This window comes from uncultured Butyricimonas sp. (genome assembly GCF_959596855.1).
Classification (GTDB): Bacteria; Bacteroidota; Bacteroidia; order Bacteroidales; family Marinifilaceae; genus Butyricimonas; species Butyricimonas muris.
The window spans coordinates 88,988-114,732 of the sequence record NZ_CAUFYA010000011.1 but is presented as its reverse complement, the minus strand read 5'-3'; the positions used below and the strand labels follow the sequence as shown (position 1 = coordinate 114,732).

Annotated in this window: 20 protein-coding genes, 1 tRNA gene and 1 pseudogene; 14 read left to right on the top strand and 8 right to left on the bottom strand. The window is 42.8% G+C overall.

The genetic code is table 11. The features are described 5' to 3' along the window. From Q5866_RS07225 to Q5866_RS07205, 5 genes and pseudogenes are all read right to left on the bottom strand, one after another. Positions 1–286: pseudogene (locus Q5866_RS07225) on the bottom strand (AAA family ATPase); the annotation flags it as partial. A gap of 659 nt (positions 287–945) precedes the next feature. Beyond that, positions 946–1,683 carry a shikimate dehydrogenase gene (locus Q5866_RS07220; RefSeq protein ID WP_303179721.1) on the bottom strand — a complete coding sequence of 246 codons (738 nt, stop codon included), beginning with the start codon at positions 1,681–1,683 and terminating at the stop codon, positions 946–948. Positions 1,684–1,782: 99 nt separating this feature from the next. Then, positions 1,783–2,712, bottom strand: coding sequence for a DUF368 domain-containing protein (locus tag Q5866_RS07215; RefSeq protein WP_303179720.1), 930 nt, complete (start codon positions 2,710–2,712; stop codon positions 1,783–1,785). Positions 2,713–2,809: 97 nt separating this feature from the next. After that, positions 2,810–4,375, bottom strand: a complete 1,566-nt coding sequence (locus tag Q5866_RS07210) for a DUF4301 family protein (protein WP_303179719.1) — start codon at positions 4,373–4,375, stop codon at positions 2,810–2,812. Between the two features lie 189 nt (positions 4,376–4,564). Continuing rightward, complete coding sequence (locus Q5866_RS07205) at positions 4,565–4,816, bottom strand: hypothetical protein (protein WP_099293959.1); 252 nt, start codon at positions 4,814–4,816, stop codon at positions 4,565–4,567. 172 nt (positions 4,817–4,988) lie between these two features. Here Q5866_RS07205 and Q5866_RS07200 point away from each other — a divergent pair, with 172 nt between their 5' ends. The 5 genes from Q5866_RS07200 to Q5866_RS07180 all read left to right on the top strand — a co-directional run bounded on the left by Q5866_RS07200 (position 4,989) and on the right by Q5866_RS07180 (position 10,706). Next, on the top strand, positions 4,989–5,654 hold the full coding sequence (locus Q5866_RS07200) for a CBS domain-containing protein (RefSeq protein WP_303179718.1): 666 nt from the start codon (positions 4,989–4,991) through the stop codon (positions 5,652–5,654). A 77-nt stretch (positions 5,655–5,731) separates the two neighbouring features. Beyond that, complete coding sequence (locus Q5866_RS07195; protein ID WP_099293956.1) at positions 5,732–6,631, top strand: NAD kinase; 900 nt, start codon at positions 5,732–5,734, stop codon at positions 6,629–6,631. A 104-nt stretch (positions 6,632–6,735) separates the two neighbouring features. Further along, positions 6,736–7,464: an isoprenyl transferase gene (locus Q5866_RS07190; protein ID WP_186978485.1), complete on the top strand. Its 729-nt coding sequence runs from the start codon at positions 6,736–6,738 to the stop codon at positions 7,462–7,464. 5 nt (positions 7,465–7,469) lie between these two features. Continuing rightward, on the top strand, positions 7,470–10,013 hold the full coding sequence (locus Q5866_RS07185; RefSeq protein ID WP_099293953.1) for an outer membrane protein assembly factor: 2,544 nt from the start codon (positions 7,470–7,472) through the stop codon (positions 10,011–10,013). Between the two features lie 156 nt (positions 10,014–10,169). Then, a complete protein-coding gene (locus Q5866_RS07180) occupies positions 10,170–10,706 on the top strand; it encodes an OmpH family outer membrane protein (RefSeq protein WP_303179714.1) in 537 nt (178 codons plus the stop codon). A 28-nt stretch (positions 10,707–10,734) separates the two neighbouring features. Here the strand turns inward: Q5866_RS07180 and Q5866_RS07175 are convergent, their stop codons facing one another. Further along, positions 10,735–11,418, bottom strand: coding sequence for a hypothetical protein (locus Q5866_RS07175; protein ID WP_303179713.1), 684 nt, complete (start codon positions 11,416–11,418; stop codon positions 10,735–10,737). A gap of 245 nt (positions 11,419–11,663) precedes the next feature. Here Q5866_RS07175 and murI point away from each other — a divergent pair, with 245 nt between their 5' ends. From murI to Q5866_RS07155, 4 genes are all read left to right on the top strand, one after another. Beyond that, complete coding sequence (gene murI / locus Q5866_RS07170; protein ID WP_303179711.1) at positions 11,664–12,488, top strand: glutamate racemase; 825 nt, start codon at positions 11,664–11,666, stop codon at positions 12,486–12,488. Positions 12,489–12,585: 97 nt separating this feature from the next. Next, positions 12,586–14,781 carry a bifunctional (p)ppGpp synthetase/guanosine-3',5'-bis(diphosphate) 3'-pyrophosphohydrolase gene (locus Q5866_RS07165; RefSeq protein WP_099293948.1) on the top strand — a complete coding sequence of 732 codons (2,196 nt, stop codon included), beginning with the start codon at positions 12,586–12,588 and terminating at the stop codon, positions 14,779–14,781. Between the two features lie 84 nt (positions 14,782–14,865). Continuing rightward, complete coding sequence (locus Q5866_RS07160) at positions 14,866–15,318, top strand: Fur family transcriptional regulator (RefSeq protein ID WP_099293947.1); 453 nt, start codon at positions 14,866–14,868, stop codon at positions 15,316–15,318. Between the two features lie 47 nt (positions 15,319–15,365). Beyond that, positions 15,366–16,634 (top strand): adenylosuccinate synthase, encoded by a 1,269-nt coding sequence (locus tag Q5866_RS07155; protein WP_303179708.1) that lies wholly within the window; start codon positions 15,366–15,368, stop codon positions 16,632–16,634. Between the two features lie 66 nt (positions 16,635–16,700). On the opposite strand, the gene nhaD is transcribed toward Q5866_RS07155, so the two are convergent. Beyond that, positions 16,701–18,044, bottom strand: coding sequence for a sodium:proton antiporter NhaD (nhaD, locus tag Q5866_RS07150; protein ID WP_368502019.1), 1,344 nt, complete (start codon positions 18,042–18,044; stop codon positions 16,701–16,703). A gap of 70 nt (positions 18,045–18,114) precedes the next feature. On the opposite strand from nhaD, the gene Q5866_RS07145 reads away from it, so the two are divergent. After that, entirely contained in the window at positions 18,115–18,777 is a 663-nt protein-coding gene (locus tag Q5866_RS07145) for an MgtC/SapB family protein (RefSeq protein ID WP_176555178.1), read from the top strand. A 27-nt stretch (positions 18,778–18,804) separates the two neighbouring features. Here Q5866_RS07145 and recQ read toward each other — a convergent pair whose 3' ends face one another. Beyond that, a complete protein-coding gene (recQ, locus tag Q5866_RS07140) occupies positions 18,805–20,979 on the bottom strand; it encodes a DNA helicase RecQ (RefSeq protein WP_099293941.1) in 2,175 nt (724 codons plus the stop codon). Between the two features lie 237 nt (positions 20,980–21,216). Between recQ and Q5866_RS07135 the strand changes: the two genes are divergently transcribed. From Q5866_RS07135 to Q5866_RS07120, 4 genes are all read left to right on the top strand, one after another. Next, positions 21,217–22,182 (top strand): SIS domain-containing protein, encoded by a 966-nt coding sequence (locus tag Q5866_RS07135; RefSeq protein ID WP_303179705.1) that lies wholly within the window; start codon positions 21,217–21,219, stop codon positions 22,180–22,182. Between the two features lie 64 nt (positions 22,183–22,246). Further along, positions 22,247–24,763, top strand: coding sequence for a DUF5686 family protein (locus Q5866_RS07130; RefSeq protein ID WP_366483014.1), 2,517 nt, complete (start codon positions 22,247–22,249; stop codon positions 24,761–24,763). Between the two features lie 69 nt (positions 24,764–24,832). Further along, positions 24,833–25,564 carry an LPS export ABC transporter ATP-binding protein gene (gene lptB / locus Q5866_RS07125; protein WP_099293939.1) on the top strand — a complete coding sequence of 244 codons (732 nt, stop codon included), beginning with the start codon at positions 24,833–24,835 and terminating at the stop codon, positions 25,562–25,564. A 64-nt stretch (positions 25,565–25,628) separates the two neighbouring features. Continuing rightward, positions 25,629–25,710 (top strand) — tRNA-Leu (locus tag Q5866_RS07120). Positions 25,711–25,745 lie beyond the last annotated feature (35 nt).

The following is a 25,745-nucleotide window of genomic DNA, read 5'->3' as shown; positions in this document are numbered from 1 at the left end:
TGTATTCATGAAAACGTTCGTCGTAATCCTTTATCGTCAGGTATCCGCTTTGGTAAATCAATGGAATCGGATTATTCATGGTCACCCGGTATTCCGTGAATGCCGATTCCGGTACATTTACCCCGTCAATTAATTCCCGGATGTCGAAATCACTTTTTTTCAGTAACTCCACGAGGAATGTCGGAGTGCCCGTGTGGAACCAATAATTGCCGTATTCTTGCTTGCTGAAACAACTCAACACGCTGAACGGGTTGAATATTCCGGCCCCTTGCGGGTGGAAGTGATATATTTAGATAGAATGATTTCTCCCCACTTGCCAACGCTTCGTTAATTGCTAAATCGGCAATCATTGAATCACTAAATCCAAGAACTCCCTCCCCCCTTCGGGGTATTGAGTCCGGAAACCGGTCTCGAACTGGCTCTTGTTCGACAGACAACGAGCAAGCTCTCTGTCTGTTCTCGCTTACTCGCCAGTTTCCCTCTATAAACAGAGGGAGAACTAGTTACTCTCTCCGCTTTAGGAAATTTTTATTTATAGCTATCTGGATTAATAATCTCTTTTAACGTGAAAAAAGATGTGTATATAGCCCTTAATAGTCCGTATTCCAACCCTATTACTAGGGTAATAATCTCTCCTCTCCAGAGCCTCTTCGTTTCTCAAATAGAGCAGAAATATTCCCGTGTATTTGTGCTCTGAAGAAGGTCTGGCAGGGCTACGAAAGAGGGGTATTATATCCTTGGGAATACGATTGATTTTCAGTGTGATTTCATCGAGAAGCTAAGGTAATCCTAGGGTAATACTACCTCAACTTGCTTACAAAACACTTTTAACTCGGTTACAAAATTGTTTGCCGACGGGGACGTAAGAGGTTTGTAAGTAGGTTGTAACTATGTAGAGGTAGTATTACTTTAGGATTACCTTGGGATGATTTTAGGATACTTGTATCAAGAGTTCCAGATTTTCCATGAGTATTCGGCTTGGAGATGTAGCATTTCCAGACCGTTGTGGACTTTGGCTCCTTGTTGTATGCCTTTTTGCATGAACGTGGTGACGGCGGGGTTGTAAACCAGATCGAAAAGATAGTGATCGGGCGTGAGGTGTTCGTAGGGGATAGGGGGGCAATTTTCCACGTGCGGCCATGTTCCGAGCGGGGTGGTGTTGACAATCAGAGGGGTTTTGTCCAGTTGACGGATGATTTCCGGGTAACCGATTTCTATTCCCGTGGGGGTGCGGCTGACGGAAGTGACGGCAACACCCAATGAGGTCAAGGCATATTTGACGGCTTTTGCCGCTCCTCCGGTGCCCAAGATGAATGCCCGTTCCGGCACATGGGGAATGAAGTGAAGTAATGAATCCCGGAATCCTGCCATGTCCGTGTTGTGCCCGGTGAGGGAGAATCCGGCAGGCGTATGCTCGACTTTTACCGAGTTGACGGCACCGATAGCCCGTGCCTCGTCGCTGATATTGTCAAGGAAAGGGATGATTTTCTCTTTGTAGGGAATGGTTATAGCGAATCCTTTCAAGTCAGGAGTTTCCTCGATAATTCGGAACATTCGGGAGATGTCTTCCAATTCGAAATTCCGAAATTCGGCATTTATTTTTTCTGCTTTGAATTTTTCCGTGAAATAGGTTTTGGAAAACGAATGTCCCAATGGAAAACCGAGGAGGCCGAAAAGATTCATGAGATTTATGATTTACGATTTATGATTTACGATTTTAGTTGTAAGTATAGTCAACAATTTATGAGACTCAATCTAAAATCGTAAATCTAAAATCAAAAATTATTCAGTTTTAGGTTTTAGTGTTACGGCCAATTTTTCAATCCCCCAGATGAGGAGAAAACCGATAAGGCACATCAAGAGTACATGCCACGTGAGCGGATCATTTCCCGCTTGTTCGAAAGTTCCCGGGAGAACGTTTCTCTCGATCTCGAAAGAAGTGCCGTTGATTAATTCCGTGTCGGTAAGTTTCCAAGGCCATATTTTGTTTAAGGAACCTACCATGAAACCGGTCAACAGGGCGACAGTCATGCCGTGGTAGTTTTTCAATAACCACGAGAGCAAGTGCGAGAAGGATATAATTCCGGCAACAGCTCCTACCAAAAACACGAGTAATATTCCGATATTGAAGTCACTCACGGCGGTGATGATGTACTCGTATTTACCTAATAATAATAGTATGAACGCTCCCGATATTCCCGGAAGGATCATGGCACAGATGGCGATAGCCCCGGATAAGAGGACGAACCACCATGTTTCCGGTGTGCTGGTGGGGGTTAGTACGGTGATCGTGTACCCGACAACGGCTCCCACGACCAACGAGGTGATGGTAAACAAATCCCATTTTTTTACTTCCTTGGAAACGAGTAGTGCCGAGGCTATAATGAGCCCGAAGAAAAAAGACCAGATGTAGAGAGGATGGAATTCTAGTAGATATTTCATCAATTTTGCCAACGAGAATATGGATATTGCGATTCCCGCGACCACGGAAACCAGAAAATTACCGTTGATATGCTTCCAAAATTCTTTGAATTTGAATGTTCCCAAAAGACGCAATGCCTGTAAGTCGATGGAACGGATGGAATTGATTAATTCTTCGTAGATACCGGTGATAAATGCTATTGTTCCCCCTGATACGCCGGGAATAACGTCGGCAGCACCCATGGCACATCCTCTCAGCACTAGTAGTAGATAGTTTTTTTTCTTCTCCATGAACGAATTTATGATTTATGGTTTATGATTTTAGATTTACGATTTATGATTTCATTCAAAAAGAATCGTAAATCATAAATCGTAAATCATAATTTTTTTATTCGATTTTGAACACGTTGCGATGTTCGAAACGTAACAAGTCAAAGACGGTTTTTACCGGGGTGAAGGTGGATAGCGGAACTTCAACAAACACGGTATTCCAGTTTGCCATCGCTCCATTCCACAACCCGGGAAGTTCTTGTACTTGTATGTCTTTTCCCTCGAAAGATTTATTGGTAATGAATCCTTGTGTGTTATCAATAAAGTCTTTCAGATCGTACTTTTTACCTTTGTAGTTATACGTGCAACACACGATATCTACCGGGTTAAAGTGGGTCGATTGGGTGAATATTTTTTTCTGGTTCTTGTCTTTTTGGTTCACCTGTGCACTTTCCACGATCATCAAGCGTTTCCCGTGTTCAGCATCTTCCACCCAGAAGGGACCGCCACCGGATTCACCTTCATTCTTAACCATCCCGCATACCCGTAATGGACGGTCGAGCAGGTTTTTCAAGTATTTTGCCCTTTCTTTCAAATTAGGGTGAACGAGGTCTTCCTTGGGTTTGTAACCGAGATTGTCATAGATAAATTGTTCGATTTCGTTCAGATTCTCTTCGGTAATACTGCTTTTCTTGTTCAAAATCTTCATGTAATCGAAGATTCTGGCTTGTGTTTTTAACAGAACCCCGGCGAGTATCTTTTTGTATTTCACGGTGTCTGCCTTGTTGCGATCGGGAGTAACGTTGTCGATGTTTTTGATAAAGATGAGGTCTTCTTTCAGATCGTTCAAGTTGTGAATCAAAGCACCGTGTCCCCCCGGGCGGAATACGATGTTACCATCGTTGTCCCGTAGCAGGTCTCCTTTCGAATCCAGACTGACCGTATCGGTCGAGGGCGATTGGATGGAGAACGTGATGTCGTACTTGAGATTGAATTTTTTCTGGTAATCTTTGAGCACGTGTTTCAAGAGGGCTTTGAATTTGCCCATGTGTTCTTCGGATACCGTGAAATGGATATGTGCCATTTTGCCGTCATTGGCATAAAGGGCGGCTTCAACCAAGTGTTCTTCCACGGCGGTACGGATGTGATCTTTATATATATGGAAATCGATCAGTCCCTTGGGCGTGGAATTATAGTTTAATCCCTTATCTGTCAAGATATATTCCAATATCGTGATGAGTTCGTTTTTCCAGAGAAGTTTGTCCAGATCGAAACGGTCTTTGTAGAGAGCTTCTTTCAAGTGGGTGTAAAAGGGAAACTCTTTTAGTTTTTCGAAGAAGGAGAATATGCTTCCCGGTTCTTTGTGCAACCGGAAATTCAGGTAGTCTTCGTCACTTCCCGTGTAGGTGTTTAAAAATGAATTTAATGTTTTGAACATACGAGAAGCGGAACCGGATGCCGGAACCATCTTCATGATTTTCAATGTGTTTCTTTTTTCCTCGAAGATGCGAATGAATTCATCAGCCTGTTCGTCATTCAGACTATGGATCCCGTTACCTATTGTCGCCGCATCTCGGATTTGCACAAAATTGAAACCGTTCTTGAAGTTTTCAAGTTGGCTATCAATTTGTTCGGGCTTAATCCCCCTGCGCTTAAATTGCTTGAGATCACTTTTCGTGTACATAATTTCGGGTTTGTAGGTTATGTAATAATCCGGCAAGTTACGAATTTTTTTTACAAAAAGCAATTTATTACTTTTTGTGTTACAGGTTACAAGTTGAGCCTTCGGCTCTGCAGGTTGCAGGTTTGTTGTTATTGTTTTTTGAACTTGTAACTTGTGAACCTGTAACTTGTAACATGGCGAAGACGGCAATTAGTTGTCGTCTTCGTCATATAGTTCTTCTTGATTTTCTAGCTCGGTTTCAAAGAAATCTTCTGCTTCTTCAAGTAGAGACTCGATATCGTCCGTGCAAAGAGGTTCTTCGTCAATCCAGTAAATTTTTTGGTTGCTGTAGAAACCGTCTATGTCACATTGGATAATGCATTGAGGCTTTTCCGTGTGCACCACGTACACGAGATCGGGTGCTTCTTGGGAATTGTCCGCAATTAGAAATTTTGGTAACATGGTGTTATACTGTTTTAAAGTTTACGCGGCAAATATAGGAATAATTGAAAATCGAATATTGAAAATCGAAAATTATTTTAATGGAGGAGTTGAATAGAGAAAAAGATGTATCTTTAGGGCGAGAAATGGATTAAACGATTTCTTGATTGAGTGATTTGGAGATTTAAAGAATATGATAGCAGAAGGATTATTATCGAATGTGGTTCCGTTATTGAAAAAGAACGATACATGCGCCCAAGCACTGGGGTGGATGGATTTGTTCCGGGTATCCCATTTGCCGGTGGTTGAAGGAAGTTCTTACGTGGGTTTGTTATCAGATGAAATCATGTACGCGCACGGGTGTTTGAATGATCCGATCAATAGTTTGGAGATACCGAGAGAATCGACATTCGTGTACGATGATATGCATATTTATCACGTGATCGAGGTCGCGTCTTCCTTGGGATTGTCAATAGTTCCTGTTTTAAGCCGGAAAGAGGTTTATCAAGGTGCTATTTTGTTGTCGGATATTTTGCATAGCGTGGAAAAAATGTTGTGCGTGGATGACGCGGGTGGGATTATCGTGTTGGAGGTGAATAAAATTGATTATTCGTTGGCCGAGGTGGCGCAGATCGTGGAATATAATGAAGCCAAGGTGTTGAGTTGTTTCGTGACATGCACCCCGGACTCGAACAAGGTTGATATTACTGTCAAGGTGAATACGCCTAGGATTGAACCGATTCTGGATACCTTTGTCCGTTATCGTTACGTGATAAAAAGTACTTTTGTGCTGGGTGAAGATGTCAATGATGAATTGCGTGACCGCTATGGGCAGTTGATTAAGTTTATGGAAATGTAGAAAATTTAAAGTTTAGAATTGAAAGAGAGTTGGTTCGTGGAGGTGGAATCTAAAATTTAAGATCTAAAATAAATTAGATGTGTCTGAAAATTAATAGAGTGGCTATATACGGACGAGTGATCCATGAGGATTTTTTTCCTTATTTCAAGCAAATGTTACGTGATCTGGATGAGCGTGGCGTGAAGTTGTCTTGTTATCGGCCGTTTTTTGATTTCTTGAGTGAGAGGTGGGATGTTCATTCTTATTTTCAATCTTTCTATGATACGGATTTGGAGCCGGATACCGATATTTTATTTAGTGTCGGGGGGGACGGTACTTTTTTGGATTCAGCGGTCCGGGTGAAAGATTCCGGGGTACCCGTGCTTGGTATAAATAGCGGTAGGCTGGGATTCCTTGCCAATATCGCCCAAGAGGAGATTCCTCAGGCTATACAGTGGTTGTGTGCCGGGAAATGCGAGGTAGAGCAGAGAGCTTTGGTGAAATTGGAAATGGAAGACAATCCGTTCTCTAATTTTAATTATTCTCTGAACGAGATCAGCGTGCAGAAAACGGAACGCTCTTCTTTATTAAAGGTACACGCTTATATCGGGGGGGAATATCTCACGACGTATTGGGCGGACGGCTTGATAGTGGCTACTCCTACCGGTTCGACGGCTTACTCTTTAAGTTGTGGCGGTCCGATTATTTCCCCGAGTTCGGATAATCTGATTATTACTCCGGTAAGCCCTCATAACCTGAATATGCGTCCTTTGATTTTGCCCGGTGACGTGAAGATTCGTCTGAAAGTGGAAAGTCGCTCGGGTGATTTTATGGTGAGTGCCGATTCCCGAACTCGGACAGTGCCGGATCATTACGAATTATTTATCTCTTCCGGGGATTTTAAAATAAACGTGGTAAAGATGCCCGGGCATAGTTATTACGAGACGTTGAGAAATAAATTGAATTGGGGGGAAGACAAGAGGAATAAGAAGATTTAGTGATTCAATGATTGGCGATTACGTGATTAAAGAAAAACAAGTAATATAAAGATAAGGAAAACGTTATTAAATAATGAGTTGAAGAACGAGAATGTATTATTATTATGAGTAGAGAGAATATACCAGAGCACGTGGCAATTATTATGGATGGAAATGGCAGATGGGCAAAACAGCGGGGATTGGAAAGATGGGAAGGACACAAGGAAGGCGTGGAAGCTGTGAGGAGAGTTCTTGAGGCTGCCGGGAATGCCGGAGTGAAGTATTTGACTTTATACGCTTTTTCGATAGAGAATTGGAATCGGCCGAAAGAGGAGGTGGATGTTTTGATGGGTTTGATGGTGGATGCTATCGTCGCGGAAACGGATAATTTGATGAAAGAGGGTATACAAGTTCGGGCTATCGGGAATTTGACGGATTTGCCGGACAAGGTGCGACAAAAGTTGAACGGGTTGATAGAGCAGACTGCTTCCAATCATCATTTGACGGTGGTGCTTGCCCTAAGTTATGGTGCAAGGTGGGAAATATTGAATGCCGCGAAACAGTTGGCAAAAGATTGCCAGACGGGTAAAGTGAAAGATGTAGAGGCGATTACAGGGGATGTTTTTTCCGATTATTTGACAACGGCGGGGATTCCTGATCCGGATTTATTGATTCGTACGAGCGGTGAATGTAGGCTCAGTAATTTTCTTTTATGGCAATTAGCGTACACTGAACTATATTTTCTTGATAAATTTTGGCCTGATTTTGAAAAAGAAGACTTATATTTGGCCATTCGTAATTTTCAAAAAAGAGAGAGACGATTCGGTATGACCGGAGAGCAACTAAAAAAGTGACTCAAATGACAGGAAAAATAACGCTTGTATTAATATTTATATTGTGTATTTGTGGAGCAAAAGCTCAAGTTGCAGATACTGTGCAGCAACAAGTTGATATCTATTATTCTTCCCCGAAGACCTATGAATTGGCAGGGGTAAAGGTTGTCGGCGGAGATTATGACGGGTTGGCATCCATAGCCGGGTTGACGATAGGAATGCCTATTCAAATTCCGGGTGAAACGATAACGAGAGCGATCAAGAGGCTTTACGATCAAGGTTTGTTTTCGAATATATCCATTGCTGTCGACCGGATTGAAGATGACAAGGTATATTTGACCATGTACATTCAGGAACGGCATAAGCTTTCGAAGATCAATTACATCGGTTTGAAGAAATCCGAGGAAAACAAGATCAAGGAAAAAATGAACTTGGGAGTGGGGTCGCAGGTCACGGATTTCATGAAGACGACCTTGAAAAGCCAAGTCGAGAAATACTTGAAAGAGAAAGGATATTATAACACGAATATCAAGATTATTCAACGGGATGATCCAAAAGAGAAGAATTACGTGGTTCTGGATGTCATCGTGGAGAAACACAATAAAATAAAGATTGCCGACATTATCATTAACGGAAACGAACAAATGAAAGATGGTCGTCTGAAAGCTGCCATGAAGAAGACGAAAGAAAAATCATTGGTTAATTTCTTTAAATCGTCAAATTATATCGAGAAGAATTATGACGAAGATAAGTATCATCTTGTCGATAAATATAACGAGAAAGGTTTCCGCGACGCGGTGATTGTTTCCGATAGTGTTGTCCAGATATCCCCGAAACGGGTGAAGATCTATATTGATGTGCAGGAAGGAAATAAATACTATTTCAATAATATCTCTTGGGTAGGTAATACAATATATGATTCAGAGACGTTGAGCCGTATATTGAATATCAAAAAAGGAGATGTATATAATAGTAAGTACTTGAACGAACGTATTACCACGGACGAGGATGCCGTATCCAATATATACCAGAATAACGGGTATTTGTTCTCTCGTCTGATGCCGATCGAAACTATCGCAGGTGAAGATTCTATCAATCTGGAAATCCGTGTTGCCGAGGGTACTCAGGCCACGATTAACAAGGTGATTATTCAAGGTAATAACCGTACGCATGAGCACGTGATTCGTCGGGAATTGTACGTGTACCCGGGTGAGTTGTTCAGCCGTGAAGATATTATACGAAGCGCACGTGAATTGGCGAATATGGGACATTTCGATCCGGAACAAATAGCACCGGACTTGGTGAATGTTAATCAGGAAGCGGGAACAACGGATGTCATATTCAAGTTAGTCGAGAAAGCGAATGATAAGATCGAGCTTTCGGGAGGTTGGGGAGCCGGTATGATCATCGGTTCGGTAGGATTGACCTTCACGAACTTCTCTATCCGTAATATTTTTAATTGGGATACTTATCGTCCTCTTCCGCAGGGTGACGGTCAGACTTTCAGTTTGAAGGCCCAGACGAACGGTAAATATTATACTTCATTCAGTTTATCATTCCGTGAACCTTGGCTGGGAGGAAAGAAACCGAACTCGTTGAGTGTTTCTTTGTATTTCTCTCGTCAGACAGGTTATTCCAGTAGTTACCGGAATTCTTATTACGCTCAGGCGGCGAACGCGTCCGACTATTACGACACCCGTCAGTTGATGCTTACTTATGGATTCAGCGTGGGATTGGGACGTCGTATCAAGTGGCCGGATGACTGGTTCACGATGTATAACGAGATTTCATTCCAGAGATATCAGTTGAAGAATTGGCCTTATTATATATTTAGTAACGGAAATTCGAACAACCTTTCTATTGCCACGGTGATCAAACGGAGTTCTATTGATAACCCCTTGTTCACGAAAAGAGGTAGTGAGTTTACCTTCTCGTTGGCATTGACTCCGCCTTATTCTTTGTTCTCCAGCCGTCATTTCGAGGCAGAGAAAGATCAGATTAAATACAGGTGGATCGAGTACCACAAATGGAAATTCAGTGGAAAGATTTTCACTCCTCTGACTCATAGCGAGAAACGTCCTTTGGTACTTTATGCTTCTGCCCAGTACGGTTATTTGGGACACTATGATAAAAACCGGAAGTCTCCGTTCGAGGGATTCGAGATGGGAGGTGACGGAATGTCCGGTTATAGTTTGTACGGACGTGAATATGTCGGTTTGCGCGGTTACGAGAACGGATCATTGACGAACGCGGGTTCCAGCTTTATGGCTCCGCAAGGGTCTGACGCCAGCTTGTATTCCAAGTTCACGCTTGAATTACGTTACCCGATCTCTTTGGCTCAGTCGGCAACGATCTATGCTTTAGGGTTCTTGGAAGCAGGTAACTCGTGGTACGAACTGAAGGATTTCGAACCGTTTAACTTGTATCGTTCTGCGGGAGTCGGTTTGCGCGTATTCCTGCCGATGTTCGGTTTGCTCGGTATCGACTGGGGATATGGATTTGATGATGTACCCGGACGCTCCGGTGTCGGTGGTTCACAATTCCACTTTGTGTTGGGACAAGAATTCTAATATTTTAGATTTACGATTTCAGATTTTAGATTAATTTTTCACTTGAATCATAAATTGTAAATCATAAATTGTAAATTATAGCATACATTATGTATGCAGGCTAGGAATGGGAAATTAATTTTATTATTTTTGTGAGACATTTTAAAGACAAACATTATGAAGAATACAATTAAATTATTTGCCTTGGTGGCATTTATATTTGTAGCATTTGCTACTTCTGCTCAAACGGCAAAACCGATCAAATTAGGTCATCTTGACGTGCAAAAGTTGATGACAATAATGCCAGACTCAAAGAAAGCAGAGGAGGCGTTGCAAGCTAAACAGGCAGAGATTGAAAAAGAATTAAGATCTATGACTGATGCATATCAAAAATTGGTGCAAGAATATCAAACTAATGAAAAAACGTATACGGATTTGACTCGTGCTAATAAAGAGCAGGAAATTAGAAGTTTGGGAGAGAGAATTCAAAGTTTCCGAGAATTGGCTGATCAACAAATGCAAGAAACTTATGGCAAGTTGATGAATGAAATTATGGAGAAAATAAAGACTGCTGCACAAGCTGTTGGAAAAGAGAATGGTTTTACCTATATTTTTATAGCTATGCCTTCTCCGACCCAAGGTGGTATTTTATATGCGGCAGATAATAGCGAAGATGTGTTACCACTAATGAAGAAAAAATTAGGAATCCTTTAATATGGAGGCTGTCTTACGACAGCCTTTTTTATGATACATACCATTTAAATTCTCCTGCTTCTTTTTTCTCTGGGGTAGTGTTTTGATAAAAACCCTTGAACACAACACTTGTTAAATAAGTCTGGACTCCCGTTCCATCATCATAATTTAGAAGAACATAGCCTAGAACAGTAAAGTTGAAATATGAATTGTCACCATATGTAACAAATCCTTGGTTATGGGTATAACGGATTACACGAGAATCCCTTCCTACAGTCGGAGGTAGTTCGTAACTAGTCAGTACTTGGGGAGTTCCTGTTGACCAAAATCTGAATTCAATACAAATATTGGTTAAGTAATACGAGATAGGATAACCGCCGACGAGTATCAGATCCTCCACTATTCCTTTACGATATGTTCCGCTTGATGGATAGGGATCTGTTCCCATATCTACAATATGTCCTCTTGATAAATTGGGCGAAATATCAATTATTTTTCCATTGCTATTTTTTCCGATGTTTTGGAACTGTTCAAGAATTTCTTTCATTTCTTTTAATGATAGTGGGTGTAAAGAATCTGAAGAAATGATTTGTTCTGCTAATTCTAAGTTATATTGCTTAACAAGACTTTCTATCGTTAGTTTGCTGTTATCAAAATCGAACTCTTTTCCCGTTGTGCAACTTACCATACTTAATAGTATCAATACGATTGCGAATGATTTTGTTGATTTCATATCATTATATTTTAATTAGTGGATAATGTATGTAAATTTATGAAAATAATCTGAAATATCAAAAGAGCAATAGAAGGGAATATATTAATTTTACTTTGTTGTATGTTCTTATTTATAATTAGAAATGTTGCATTTTCGTAGCTTGCAAAAGTATTGAACTTTATTAACAATTGAGAATAGCTAATATTTCTAAGTAATTTCTTGCAAAAAAATATTATCTTAGTCGCTATAATTAATAGTAAATTATGAAATGTCCGATAGGGGTGTTTGATTCTGGTTACGGGGGATTGACAATATTGAAAGATATTGTGAAAGAGATGCCGGAGTATGATTATATCTACTTGGGCGACAACGCTCGTACCCCTTACGGTACACGTTCTTTTGACGTGGTGTACAAGTATACGCGGGAAGCGGTGTTGAAATTGTTCGATATGGGATGCCGATTGGTTATCCTTGCCTGTAACACGGCTTCGGCAAAGGCGTTAAGGACAATACAACAAGTCGATTTACCGCGGATAGATGCCGGACGGAGAGTGTTGGGTGTCATCCGACCTAGCGTGGAGGCGGTCGCTGATTTTACGCGTAACGGGCATATCGGTGTACTCGCTACCTCGGGTACGGTGGCTTCCGAGTCTTATTTGCTTGAAATAGCGAAAATCCATTCTGGAAAAGGATTTGAAGTGACGCAACAAGCCTGTCCGATGTGGGTGCCTCTCGTTGAAAATAACGAGATTGATTCCCCGGGGGCAGCTTTTTTTGTGCAGAAATATATAGATCTTTTAATGCAAGCGGATCCCATGATTGATACGGTTGTACTGGCATGTACACATTATCCTCTTTTGCGCGGGGTAATTGACCGTTTTATTCCCCGGGGAGTAAAAGTTATTCAGCAGGGAGAGATCGTGGCCCGGAGTTTGAAAGACTATTTATATCGTCATCCTGAAATGGAAGGAATGCTTTCACGAGGGGGACAAGTGGAGTTCCTTACCACTGAAAAAGGAGGGATGTTTGATAAAATGGCAGCTTTATTTATGCAGGCGGATGTGGTGTCGCGGCATATAGAAATATAAGATTTACGATTTATGATTTACGATTTATGATTCGAGGGACAGGGAGTGGGCAGAAATCTAAAATCTGAAATCAATAAATCTAAAATTGGAGACGGTTATGAACGAGCAGGAAATGATTAACGCGGCTTTCGAGGATTTGTTACAATCTTTGCGAAAGGGAACGACAGAAGAGAGTATAAAATTAATTCGCACGGCTTTCGAGTTTGCCCGGGAAGCTCATCAAGGGGTAAAACGGAAGTCGGGTGAGCCTTATATATTGCACCCGATCGCGGTAGCGAAGATTGCGGCTAAAGAGATCGGTTTGGGAACCAAGTCGGTTATCGCCGCGTTATTGCATGATGTCGTGGAGGATACGGACTACACGGTAGAGGATATTGCCAATTTGTTCGGGGCGAAGATTGCTTCTTTGGTGGACGGGTTGACCAAGATCAGTGAAGTTATGGGAAGTGATACCACCAAGCAGGCAGAGAGTTTCCGGAAAATGATACTGACTCTGGCGGATGATGTACGTGTTATTCTGATCAAGATTGCCGACCGTTTGCACAATATGCGCACGTTGGATGCTATGCCGGAACACAAGCAGGTAAAGATTGCTAGTGAAACCTTATATATATACGCTCCTTTGGCTCACCGGATGGGATTGCACGCCATCAAGACGGAGTTGGAAGATTTGAGTTTAAAATACGAAAATCCGCTTGAATATCAGGAGCTGGAAAAGAAAATTCATGCTTACCGGGACGAGAATACCGGGTTATACCAACAGTTCATAGCCCCCATTCGGGAACGCCTGACGGAAAGCGGTTACCAGTATGATATCACTGCCCGGACAAAGAGCGTGTATTCGGTGTGGTCTAAGATGCAGCGCAGGCATATTTCTATCGAGGAAATTTATGATTTACTTGCCGTGCGTATCGTGTTTGAGCCCAAGGACAATCAGCCGGAGAAATGGCAATGCTGGAATATTTATTCTTTGATTACGGATATGTATAGCCCGAAGCCGGAGAGAATCCGGGATTGGGTGAGTGTACCCAAGGCAAACGGTTACGAGGCATTGCATCTGACGGTCATGGGACCCGGAGGTAAATGGATAGAGGTGCAAATTCGTTCCCGGAGGATGGATGAAATCGCGGAAAAGGGGTTAGCAGCCCACTGGAAATATAAAGGTGATAATGCCGAGGCAAGCAACGAGGTGGATAAATGGTTGGCGGGGATTAAAGAGATGCTGGAACAGCCCGGAACGGATGCTTTGGAGTTCTTGGACGAGTTCAAGCTAAATCTTTTCGCTAAAGAAATTCGGGTTTTCACTCCTAAGGGAGATATGAGAACCTTACCGAAGGGAGCGACTGTGTTGGATTTTGCTTATGATATTCACACGGAGATCGGGAACTCCTGTATCGGTGGAAAGGTTAATCATAAATTGGTGCCGATGAGCCATGTGCTGCAAAGCGGGGATCAGGTGGAGGTGTTGACAAGTGATAAACAGAAGCCGCAGAGTGATTGGCTGGACTTTATCGTGACGGCAAAGGCGAGGAATAATATATTGATGATTTTCCGTCGGGAGAAAAAGGAACAGGTGAAGATCGGAACGATGATGTTCGAGAACCTGTTGGAAGATATGAAATTGCCTTTTGGTACGGAGAATCTGAACAAGGCTCTGCTGCATCTGAAATTGGATAATAAAGATGATCTTTATGTCAGTTTGGCGAAAGGGAATTTGAGTGTCGAAGACGTGCGGAAGGCATTGAAGAAAAAGTCGGAGAATAAATTCGTGAAGTACTGGAAATTGCAGTTCTTCAAAAGCGATAAAGAGAAAGCCCCGGTCGAGAAAGAAGAAGGGAAGATCATTAATGACGTGACGGAAGATGCTTCGGATTTTATCATTGCTCCTTGTTGTCACCCGATTCCCGGTGATGATGTAGTCGGGATGAAGATCGAGGGAGATAAGATCACCGTGCACAAGCGTAAATGCCCGGAAGCCATACGACTGATGTCCAGTTACGGGGATAAGATTGTCCCGGTGAAGTGGGTTAGCCACAAGATCATGTCTTTCCTTGCGGTAATTAAATTGAACGGGATTGACAGTATCGGAATCGTCAGCGATATCACGATGATTATCTCGAAAGAAAGTAACGTGAATATGCGTACCGTGCATTTTGAGACGAAAGACGGGATATTCGAGGGAATGATTCATCTTTACGTGCATAACACTGCCGATTTGAACAATTTAATGATGAAAATCTCTTCTCTGAAGGGCGTCGAGAACGTTTCGAGAGTGGAGAATTTGGATGTCTAAATTAAATTTCGTCTAAATAGTGAGTTTTCTTCGGATAAAAGTTGTAACTTAGCCATGTTGTAAATTGAATTAGCTTTGGACTCAATGGAAAAAATAAAGGAGACGGTAAAAGAGATTTTTACCACTTACCTGCAACAGCAAGGACATCGGAAGACGCCCGAGAGGTATGCCATTCTGGATGAGATTTATTCACATGCCGGGCATTTTGATATCGAATCCCTGTACGTTTTTATGAAGAACAAGAACTACAGGGTAAGCCGTGCCACTTTGTATAACACGATCGATTTATTGTTGGAATGTAAATTGGTTATCAAGCACCAATTCGGGAATAATATCGCGCAGTTCGAACGGGCTTATAATAACAAGAAGCATGAGCATATCGTGTGCAAGATATGCGGAAAAGTGGAAGAGTTCTCGGATTCCCGCTTGGAGGAGATCGTGGAACACGTGGAGGAAAAATATGATTTTTCCGTGCATCATCACATGCTTTATATTTATGGGATTTGTCACGCTTGCAAGTTGGCGGGAAAGAAATAAATATTATTTTTGCATGTTTGTTTTTTAAGAAGTTAAAATTATATCAGATGAAAGTAGATGTATTGTTGGGATTGCAATGGGGAGATGAAGGAAAAGGGAAAGTAGTTGATGTACTGACCCCTAGGTATGATGTCGTGGCTCGTTTTCAAGGAGGACCTAATGCTGGTCATACACTTGAATTTGAAGGGCAGAAATATGTACTTCGTTCCATCCCGTCCGGGATATTTCAAGGGGATAAGGTGAATATTATCGGTAACGGAGTGGTAGTTGATCCAGCTTTGTTTAAAGCGGAGGCCGAGGCTTTGGCCGCTTCCGGACATGATCTCAAAAAGAAACTTCATATATCAAAGAAAGCACACTTGATTCTGCCGACGCACCGGTTGTTGGATGCAGCTTACGAGGCAGCCAAAGGGGACGCGAAAGTGGGGACTACCGGAAAAGGTATCGGACCGACATACACGGATAAAATCAGTCGTAACGGTGTGCGCGTGGGAGATATCCTGCATGATTTCGAGAATAAATACGCTCGGGCAAAAGCTCGTCACGAACAGATATTGAAAAGTTTGAATTTCTCTTATGACCTGACGGGGATGGAGAAAGAATGGATGGAAGGTATTGAATACTTGAAGCAATTCCAACTCGTGGATAGCGAGCATGAAATAAATCGATATTTGGATGACGAGAAATCAATCTTGGCGGAAGGTGCACAGGGAACGATGTTAGATATCGATTTCGGTTCTTATCCTTTTGTGACTTCTTCCAATACGGTATGTGCCGGTGCTTGTACCGGGTTGGGAATAGCACCCCATCGTATCGGTGAAGTGTACGGAATTTTTAAAGCATATTGTACCCGCGTGGGAAGCGGACCTTTCCCGACAGAGTTGAGTGACGAAACAGGCGAGAAATTGTGTGACTTGGGACACGAGTTCGGTTCCGTAACCGGACGCAGACGTCGTTGCGGTTGGGTAGATCTGGTAGCTTTAAAATATGCCATCATGATTAACGGGGTGACTCAACTGATCATGATGAAGAGTGATGTGTTGGACTCCTTTGACACGATACAGGCTTGCGTGGCTTACGAGGTAAACGGGGAGGAAGTTGATTATTTCCCCTTCGATATCACGGAAGGTGTAAAACCGATTTATACCGAATTGCCGGGATGGAAATGCGATATGACCAAAATGACTTCGGAAGATGAATTTCCGGAAGAATTTAATAATTATCTGGCATTCCTTGAAGAAGAAACCGGAGTGCCTATCAAGATTGTATCCGTGGGACCCGACCGGGGACAAACGATCGAGAGATATACAGAATAGTCCGTAAGGTCTAAAGTCCATAAGGTCTGTAAGGTCAGAAAGATGACTTTATGGACCTTATGGACTTTATAGACTTTCGACTATGTAGTATATACCTATTCCCGCCAGATACCCGAGAGTAGCAATCCATGTAATGTGCTTGAGGTACCATGTGAAATTGATTTTTTCCATACCCATAACAACTACTCCCGCGGCAGAACCGATAATCAGAATACTGCCGCCTATACCGGCACAATAGGCGAGGAGTTCCCAGAAAGTTCCGTCCGTGGTGAAATTCATCATATAAGCGGAGAGGTGTGTACCGTCGGCATGGGTAAGCGGATACATCCCCATGGCTGCCGCCACGAGAGGAACGTTGTCAATGACGGAGGAGAGAAAGCCGATAATCGTGTTGATAAAATAGACATTGTGTATTCGATCATTCAAGAAAGTTGCCATTTGGTCTAAAATTCCCACGACTTGTAATGCGGCAACGGCCATTAATATTCCAAGAAAGAATAGTAGTGTGGAATAGTCAACTTTCGAGAGAATGGAAGGAATGCGATGCGTGTTTTCTTGCGTGACATTCTTTTTGCGGTTGTATAGCATCTCCGTGTATATCCATACACAACCTAATGCAAACATGATACCCATGAATGGTGGCAGGTTCGTGAGTTCCTTGAACACGGGAACGAAGATCAGACTGCCGATGCCTAGAGCGAGAATCGTGATTTGTTCTTTGTGTGAAATACCCGGGAGATTCGGACGAATATTGACGGATTGATCTTGAATTTCACCTTTCAACCAGAATGTCGCGATGCCGACGGGAATAAGTAGAGAAACCAGACTGGGTAGAAACAGGTGGCGGATAACGTTCATGGACGTGATATTGTTGTGAATCCATAACATGATCGTGGTCACGTCCCCGATGGGAGTCCATGCACCCCCCGCGTTGGCGGCAATAATGATGATACTGCCGAAAATCCAACGTTCTTGCTGATTTGTAACAAGTTGGCGCAGGAGCATAATCATCACGATAGCTGTCGTTAAATTATCCAGAACGGAAGACATGATAAAGGTGATGAATGCGATGAGCCAGAGTAGTTTCCGTTTGTTTCTCGTTGTGATGTGTTTGGTAATCAGATTGAACCCTTCATGCGTGTCTACCCATTCGACAATCGTCATGGCTCCCAGTAAATAGAATAAAATTTCCGAGGTATTCCCGAGGTGTTCTATAATTTGAGTATTTACATCCAGTTTTGTTTGAAACAAAGCGAATACCCATAACGTGATTCCCAAGATAAGAGCTATGGCGGTTTTGCTGACGCCGATTTGTCGTTCCAGTGCGATCAGAGTGTATCCGAGGATAAATGTGATAATGATGGTTAGTATCATGTCTGTGAACTTTTTGGACTGAATTGTATCTTTCATACGCAATTTTGCGTAGATTGGTTTATCTTTGTGGTGAACATGAGGTTAAAATAAAATGTAACACGATATGATGACATGGGATTTTTTCTTGCGGTTGTTGGTAGCCGGGATACTGGGGGCGCTGATTGGTTTGGATCGTGAGTACAGGGCAAAAGAAGCCGGATTCCGAACTCACTTCCTCGTTGCTTTGGGAAGTGCCCTGTTTATGATTGTTTCGAAATATGGTTTCTGGGATATCTTGGGGGACACGGGTATAGGACTCGACCCCAGCCGTATCGCGGCACAGGTGGTAAGTGGTATCGGTTTCCTTGGAGCGGGAACAATTATCATACAGAAATTATTTGTACGGGGATTGACCACTGCTGCCGGGATATGGGCAACTTCTGCTATCGGTTTGGCGGTAGGTGCCGGGCAATACTGGTTGGGAATATGCGCCATGTTATTAACATTGTTGGGATTGGAAGGTCTAGGGTATTTATTCCAGAAGTTCAGCCAACGGAATGTTTTGTTAGTGTTCACAACGTCAAGTCAAGAAGTAATAAAAGAGATAACCGACGAGATCAAACGGAAAAAACACCAGATAGGTTCTTACTCCACGGAGTCAGGTAAATTAGGGGATATAACCACTTACCGGGTAACTATGGTCATTCGGACGCATAAGACGGGAGATGAAACTTTATTGTTTCAATTCATTCAGCATCTTCCGGATGTGATTCTGGACAGAATGGAATAAAAAAGCGACCGAAAGGTCGCTTTTTTATTAGTTTCCATGTTTGGAATGTAATTTCAATCGCATCAGTCGGAGATCTTCTTCTGAATAGTCGCCGTCAAATTCATCGTAAGCGTCACCGATATTATCGCTTTTCGCTTCCATGAAATAATCCATGATTTCTTGTTGTTGTTCATCATCCAGAATCTTATTGATATAGTAATCAATATTCAGTTTTGTTCCGGAGAAGACGATGGCTTCCATTTCCTTGATGAGTTCTTCAAAAGTTAATCCTTCAGCAGAAGCGATGTCTTCCAAATCAATTTGGCGATCAATATTTTGAATGATATATACCTTGAATTTCGATTTGTTGGCAACTGTTTTTACAACCAGATCTTGGGCTCTTTCGATCTCGTTGTCTTCAACATACTGTTTGATGACCTCAACGAATTCCTGCCCGTACTTCTGGGCTTTTCCGGTACCGACACCCTGAATGTTGGCTAACTCTTCCAACGTGATCGGGTAATTGGTACACATGTCTTCCAAAGAAGGATCCTGAAAAATGACGTATGGCGGCAGGTTATTTTTCTTGGCAATCTTTTTCCGTAAGTCTTTCAGTATGGCAAACAGAGTGTTGTCAAGTGCTGATACACCTCCCTTTTCCTGAAGTTTCTCTTCAGATTCTTCAAAATTATGATCTTCCATCAGCATAAAGTCTTTAGGTTCCTTTAAAAACTCGTGGCCTTCTTTTGATAATTTGATGACCCCGTATTGTTCAATATCTTTCTCTATATAATTACTAATAAGCGCTCGTCTGAAAACCATGTTCCAGAATTGTGAACTTTTGTCGGAGCCGATACCAAAAGATTCCAGCTCGTCATGATGATACGATTTTATCATTGAATCGGTTTCCCCGATCAAGACTTTAACCAAATGGTCGACCTTGAATTTTTCTTTTACTTCAAGTACGGCGTTGAGCGCGTCAATCAAGAATTCCTTGCCCTCGAACTCTTTCTTCGGGTACAGACAATTGTCGCAGGCGCCACAATTCTCCTCATCGTAATTTTCCCCAAAATAGTGTAGTAACACTTTTCTCCGGCACAAGGATGTTTCGGCGTAAGAAACCGTTTCCATCAAGAGTTGCTTCCCGATTTCCTGCTCGGCAATAGGTTTGCCCTGCATGAATTTTTCCAACTTCTGAATATCTTTATAGCTATAGAATGTCAAGCAGTACCCTTCTCCGCCATCCCGTCCCGCACGTCCTGTTTCTTGATAGTATCCTTCCAGACTTTTAGGAATATCATAGTGGATCACGAAACGTACGTCCGGTTTGTCGATGCCCATACCGAAAGCGATCGTGGCTACAATCACGTTTACTTCCTCCATCAGGAATTTATCTTGATTGCTGCTACGGGCAGCGGCATCCATTCCCGCGTGATAACTGGCAGCTTTGATGCCGTTCACGCAAAGCAATTCCGTGAGTTCTTCCACCTTTTTGCGGCTCAGGCAATAGATGATACCGGATTTCCCCTCGTTGTTTTTTATAAACTTGATGATATCTTTGGCCGGATCAGTTTTAGGGCGAACCTCGTAATAAAGATTCGAACGGTTGAAAGAGGATTTGAAAACCTGAGCATCGAGCATATCCAGATTTTTCTGAATGTCGTGTTGTACCTTCGGGGTAGCCGTTGCCGTCAAGGCAATGATGGGGGCTTTCCCGATTTGTTCGACAATCGGTCTGATTTTACGGTATTCCGTACGGAAATCATGTCCCCATTCCGAAATACAGTGAGCCTCATCAACGGCAAAGAAAGAGATTCGAACTTTACGGAGAAATTCGACATTACTTTCCTTGGTCAAGGATTCCGGAGCCACGTATAGTAATTTGGTCTTCCCGCTTAGGACATCCTCTTTTACACTCAAGATGTCACTTTTACTGAGTGAAGAATTCATGAAGTGGGCAACCCCCTCTGACGCGCTGAAGGAACGCATGGCATCTACCTGATTTTTCATAAGAGCAATCAAGGGAGATATCACGATAGCTGTTCCGTCGAGTATTAGTGCAGGTAGTTGATAACATAAAGATTTACCCCCTCCTGTCGGCATCAAAACAAACGTGTTATTCCCGGCAAGGACATTCTTTATTATCTCCTCCTGATTCCCTTTGAAACTATCAAAGCCGAAATACTCTTTTAATTTAGCATGTAAATCTATCTGCAATCCCATTGTTTTATTTAAATTTTCACACACCCTGTTTTTAGACGGGTGCGCAAATTTATAACTTAATTTGTTTTTCCAAACAAAATATTCAATAATAAATCTATCACCACTCGTTTTTAAGCTATCACAAAAAATGATACTTTTGTCCCTAGTAAAGTTATAGCAAAAAATGATAAGTACAATAGTTTTTTGTTTTTTTTGCTTGGTTCATGGTGTTAAATAGAATAATTTTAATCGAAAGAGATGGTAGATATAAAAGCATTTGCGCGAAAAGTAATTCAGGATGAGACAGAAGCCATCCAAAATCTGGCAAACTACATAGATGATGATTTTGAGGCGGTCGTTAAGTTAATTTATGAGAGTAAAGGGCGTGTCATCATTACCGGGATAGGAAAGAGTGCGATTATCGCGACAAAAATCGTGGCAACGATGAATTCCACGGGTACTCCGGCGGTATTTATGCATGCCGCGGATGCTATTCATGGAGATTTGGGAATGATTCGGGAGGAAGATGTGGTGATTTGCGTGTCCAAAAGTGGAAATACACCGGAGATAAAAGTATTGATTCCCCTGATACGTAACAACGGAAACAAGAATATCATCGCGATGGTGTCCAATACAGACTCGTTTCTGGCGAAAAATGCGCTCTATATATTAAAGGCCAAAGTAGAAAAAGAGGCTTGTCCTTTAAATTTAGCTCCCACAAATTCAACTACGGCACAGTTAGTGCTGGGAGATGCATTAGCGATGTGTTTGATAGAATGTAGAAGTTTCTCTAGTAGGGATTTTGCCAGATATCATCCGGGAGGGACTCTTGGGAAACGGCTTTATACGCGGGTTGCAGACGTTTATGATGGTAGCAATCGACCGAATATCAAGAGCGAAGCCGGAATACGTCCGGTAATTCTAGCCATGTCGAAAGGGCGTCTGGGAGCCGTGGCGATCGTGGACGACGAAGAACATTTGCTCGGAATTATCACGGATGGGGACTTGCGACGGATGATGGAGAAGTACGAGGATGTCGACGGTTTGACGGCGGGAGATATCATGTCCGGAGCACCCAAAACGATTTCCGAGGAAGAGTTGGCTTATAATGCTTACCGGATGATGGAAAAAAATAGTATCACGCAGTTGGTGGTGGTAGATCGGGAGAATCACTATAAAGGAATGGTACACATACATGACATATTGCGCGAAGGAGTGGTATAATATTTGATTTTAAATTTTGAATTTTAGATTGAACGGAAGTCAGTTTGAATTTAAAATTTAGAATTTGAAATTTAAAATGGATAATTTCATGGGACGTGTAAAGTTGTGTTTATTATTTTTCTTGATGATATGGGTTTCTGTGTTGAACGCCCAGACAACAAAGGTGAGGGGAACCGTGACAGATGCGGAAACGGGCGAGCCGTTACCTATGGTGACCTTATTATTCGTGGGTACGACAATTGGTGTGACAACGGATTTTGATGGGAATTACTATCTCGAAACGCGGGAGAACGTGAGCGAACTTATGGCAGCGTACGTGTCATACGAGAAACAGACGAAGCCGGTCAATAAAGGTGCTTTTAACACGATTGATTTTAAACTGGTTCCGATTGTCACCGGTTTGGACGAAGTGAAGGTGACACCGGGAGAGAATCCCGCCCACGCGATATTACGCAACATTTCAAAGAACAAGAAAAGAAATAATCCGGCAGAAAAAGAGGCTTACAGCTACTCCACGTACACGAAAATGGAATTGGATGTGGCCAACTTGAAACCCCAGTTCAAGAATAAAAAGTTACAGAAGAATTTCGGGTTTATTTTCCAGTACATGGATACGTCCGCGATCACGGGAAAAGCTTATCTGCCCGTGATGATCTCGGAGGCTTCGGCGGATTATTATTATCGGCGGTCACCCCGTTTGTCCCGGGAGATCGTGAAAGCGAGCCGGATTTCCGGTATTCAGGAGGATTACAGTCTTGCGCAGTTCACGGGACATTTACACGTGAACGTGAACTTGTACGATAACTATATCAATATTTTTGAAGTGAATTTTGTCAGTCCCTTGTGTGATCACGGTTTGCTGTATTACAAGTATTTTCTGGTAGATAGCTTGCAAAAGGAAGGCAGAAAAATATACAAGATTCGTTTTCATCCCAAGGGAAAATCTACGCCCGTGTTTGACGGGGAGGTGAATATCGACTCCACGACTTGGGCGTTAGAGTCTGCCCAGATGCGCATGATAAAAGGTTTGAACGTGAACTGGATTAAGGATCTGGCGATAGAAACGACGAATGAATTGATCAATGATTCGACTTGGTTCTTGAAACAGGATAAGATATTGGCGGACTTCACCGTGCAAATGCGGGATTCTTCCAAGTTGATTTCGTTCATGGGACATCGGCAGATAGACTATTCCAACGTGACCGTGAATGAAGCGATTCCGTCCGAGATTTTGAAACTGGACAGCGAGGTCACTATAAATAAGAATGTTCTCCAGAATGACGAGAATTATTGGCAGAATGCACGACCTTACCAATTGTCGGAAAAAGAACGGAATATATATAATATGGTGGATTCGATTAAAAATGTTCCTCTCTACCAGAATATATATGACATGATCCAGACGGTATTCCTTGGGTATTATAACACGAAATACGTGGGTTTCGGACCCTACTATAAGCTATATAGTTTTAATAAACTGGAAGGAAACCGTTTCCAGCTGGGGGCAAAGACAACCAGTGATTTCAGTAAGCGTATCCGGCTCTCGGGGTACGGGGCGTACAGCACGAAAGACCAGAAATTCAAGGGAGGCGGAACCGTGGAATACATGTTTAATAACCAACCGACCTCGAAACTTACCGTGAGTGGCAAGCATGACGTGTTTCAACTTGGCGCGAGCGAGAACGCGTTCACGACAGGTAATATATTGAGTTCGATTTTCTCCCGCGGGAATAACGAGAAGTTGACGATGATTAATGAATTTGATTTCCGGTACGAGAAAGAATGGTGGCAAGGATTTTCCAATAGTTTCGCTCTGGAATATCGTCAGATGTACCCGACGAAATACGTTGATTTTATTCGTCCGGACGGGAAGGAACTTAACCAGATACATACTACGCAATTCCGCTTGGGAACCCGTTTGTCGAAGAACGAGATCGTGGTGCGGCAGGATTTTGACAAAGTGTCCATGGGGTCGGATTTCCCGATCGTGGGTATTGACCTCGTGGCAGGTTTGAAGGGTGTGCTGAACAGTGATTACGAGTATTACCGGGCGGAAATATCCGTGCAACATGACATGCATATTGCTCCTATCGGGTATAGTGACTTTATGATTACGGGTGGAAAGATTTTCGGGAAAGTGCCTTATCCTTTGTTGAAATTGCACGAGGGAAACGCTACCTATTTCTATGACCCGTATGCGTTCTCGTGTATGAATTTTTACGAGTTTGCGTCCGACCTGTGGGCGGCGGTATTCTGGGAACATCATTTCAGGGGATTCTTCTTGAGCAAGATCCCGTTGATGAAACGGTTGAAATGGCGTGAGGTCGTTACGGTGAAAGCGTTGTGGGGGCGTTTGTCCGATAAAAACAACGGTAGTTTATCCGATACCCGGGCTATATTATTGTTCCCGGAAGGTATGTCGTCCGTGTCCAAGCCTTATATCGAGGCGGGTGTCGGGGTGGAAAATATCTTGCGTCTGATCCGGGTGGATGCCATCTGGCGATTGACACACCGGGGCGACCGTTCGGGACAGAAAGTGGATAATTTCGCCATAAATTTCTCGATACATCTAAATTTCTAGTAATTTTCAATTTTCAATTTTCAATTTTCAATTGTAAAAGACTATCTTAGCGCGGTAAAACTGAACGATATGAAATTAAGAGCCGAGGACCTTGTAAAAAGATACAAAAGCCGAACCGTTGTAAAAGGGGTTTCCGTGGACGTGCAGCAAGGAGAGATCGTTGGTCTGTTAGGACCTAACGGGGCAGGGAAGACCACCTCGTTTTACATGATCGTGGGATTGATCAAGCCGAATGGCGGGCGTATTTTTTTGGATGACCGGGAAATCACGAAAGAGCCGGTGTACCGTCGGGCACAATTGGGTGTGGGGTATCTGGCGCAGGAGGCTTCCGTTTTCCGTCAATTAAGCGTGGAAGATAACATCAAAGCGGTGCTCGAAATGAGTACTTTCCCGAAAGATTACCAGCGTGAACGTCTGGAAGAAATGCTCGACGAGTTCGGTCTGCAACATATCCGGAAGAGTAAAGGGATACAATTGTCGGGAGGTGAACGTCGGCGCACGGAGATTGCCCGGGCATTGTCGATTGCCCCGAAATTTATCTTGTTGGACGAACCTTTTGCCGGGGTAGACCCTATCGCGGTGGAGGATATCCAGAGTATCGTGCAGAAATTGAAAGAGAAAAATATCGGGATTCTGATCACTGACCACAACGTGCAGGAAACATTATGTATTACCGATCGGGCTTACCTTTTGTATGACGGTCGTATCCTGCAATCCGGAACGGCAGAGGATTTGGCGAATGACCCGGAAGTTAGACGGGTTTATCTCGGTAAAAACTTCGAGTTGAGAAGAAAGAAATAAAAAAAGGGGCAAATCATTTTGCTTTTCATGAAAAAGCAATATATTTGCACCGTCAAAATAGCAAGCGGGCGTGGCGAAACTGGTAGACGCACTAGACTTAGGATCTAGTGCCGCAAGGCGTGGGGGTTCGAGTCCCTTCGCCCGCACTTGAAGAGAGGACCGCCTTAAACAAGGTGGCCTT

Excerpts from the sequence above, each read along its gene's own strand:
- Q5866_RS07175 (WP_303179713.1), bottom strand. The coding sequence starts at position 11,418 with ATGAAATCAACAAAATCATTCGCAATCGTATTGATACTATTAAGTATG.
- Q5866_RS07160 (WP_099293947.1), top strand. The coding sequence starts at position 14,866 with ATGGAAAAAATAAAGGAGACGGTAAAAGAGATTTTTACCACTTACCTG.
- Q5866_RS07215 (WP_303179720.1), bottom strand. The coding sequence starts at position 2,712 with ATGGAGAAGAAAAAAAACTATCTACTACTAGTGCTGAGAGGATGTGCC.
- Q5866_RS07195 (WP_099293956.1), top strand. The coding sequence starts at position 5,732 with ATGTGTCTGAAAATTAATAGAGTGGCTATATACGGACGAGTGATCCAT.
- Q5866_RS07165 (WP_099293948.1), top strand. The coding sequence starts at position 12,586 with ATGAACGAGCAGGAAATGATTAACGCGGCTTTCGAGGATTTGTTACAA.
- Q5866_RS07180 (WP_303179714.1), top strand. The coding sequence starts at position 10,170 with ATGAAGAATACAATTAAATTATTTGCCTTGGTGGCATTTATATTTGTA.
- Q5866_RS07200 (WP_303179718.1), top strand. The coding sequence starts at position 4,989 with ATGATAGCAGAAGGATTATTATCGAATGTGGTTCCGTTATTGAAAAAG.
- Q5866_RS07205 (WP_099293959.1), bottom strand. The coding sequence starts at position 4,816 with ATGTTACCAAAATTTCTAATTGCGGACAATTCCCAAGAAGCACCCGAT.
- Q5866_RS07155 (WP_303179708.1), top strand. The coding sequence starts at position 15,366 with ATGAAAGTAGATGTATTGTTGGGATTGCAATGGGGAGATGAAGGAAAA.
- Q5866_RS07220 (WP_303179721.1), bottom strand. The coding sequence starts at position 1,683 with ATGAATCTTTTCGGCCTCCTCGGTTTTCCATTGGGACATTCGTTTTCC.
- lptB (WP_099293939.1), top strand. The coding sequence starts at position 24,833 with ATGAAATTAAGAGCCGAGGACCTTGTAAAAAGATACAAAAGCCGAACC.
- Q5866_RS07185 (WP_099293953.1), top strand. The coding sequence starts at position 7,470 with ATGACAGGAAAAATAACGCTTGTATTAATATTTATATTGTGTATTTGT.
- Q5866_RS07145 (WP_176555178.1), top strand. The coding sequence starts at position 18,115 with ATGACATGGGATTTTTTCTTGCGGTTGTTGGTAGCCGGGATACTGGGG.
- murI (WP_303179711.1), top strand. The coding sequence starts at position 11,664 with ATGAAATGTCCGATAGGGGTGTTTGATTCTGGTTACGGGGGATTGACA.
- Q5866_RS07135 (WP_303179705.1), top strand. The coding sequence starts at position 21,217 with ATGGTAGATATAAAAGCATTTGCGCGAAAAGTAATTCAGGATGAGACA.
- Q5866_RS07210 (WP_303179719.1), bottom strand. The coding sequence starts at position 4,375 with ATGTACACGAAAAGTGATCTCAAGCAATTTAAGCGCAGGGGGATTAAG.
- Q5866_RS07190 (WP_186978485.1), top strand. The coding sequence starts at position 6,736 with ATGAGTAGAGAGAATATACCAGAGCACGTGGCAATTATTATGGATGGA.
- recQ (WP_099293941.1), bottom strand. The coding sequence starts at position 20,979 with ATGGGATTGCAGATAGATTTACATGCTAAATTAAAAGAGTATTTCGGC.
- nhaD (WP_368502019.1), bottom strand. The coding sequence starts at position 18,044 with ATGAAAGATACAATTCAGTCCAAAAAGTTCACAGACATGATACTAACC.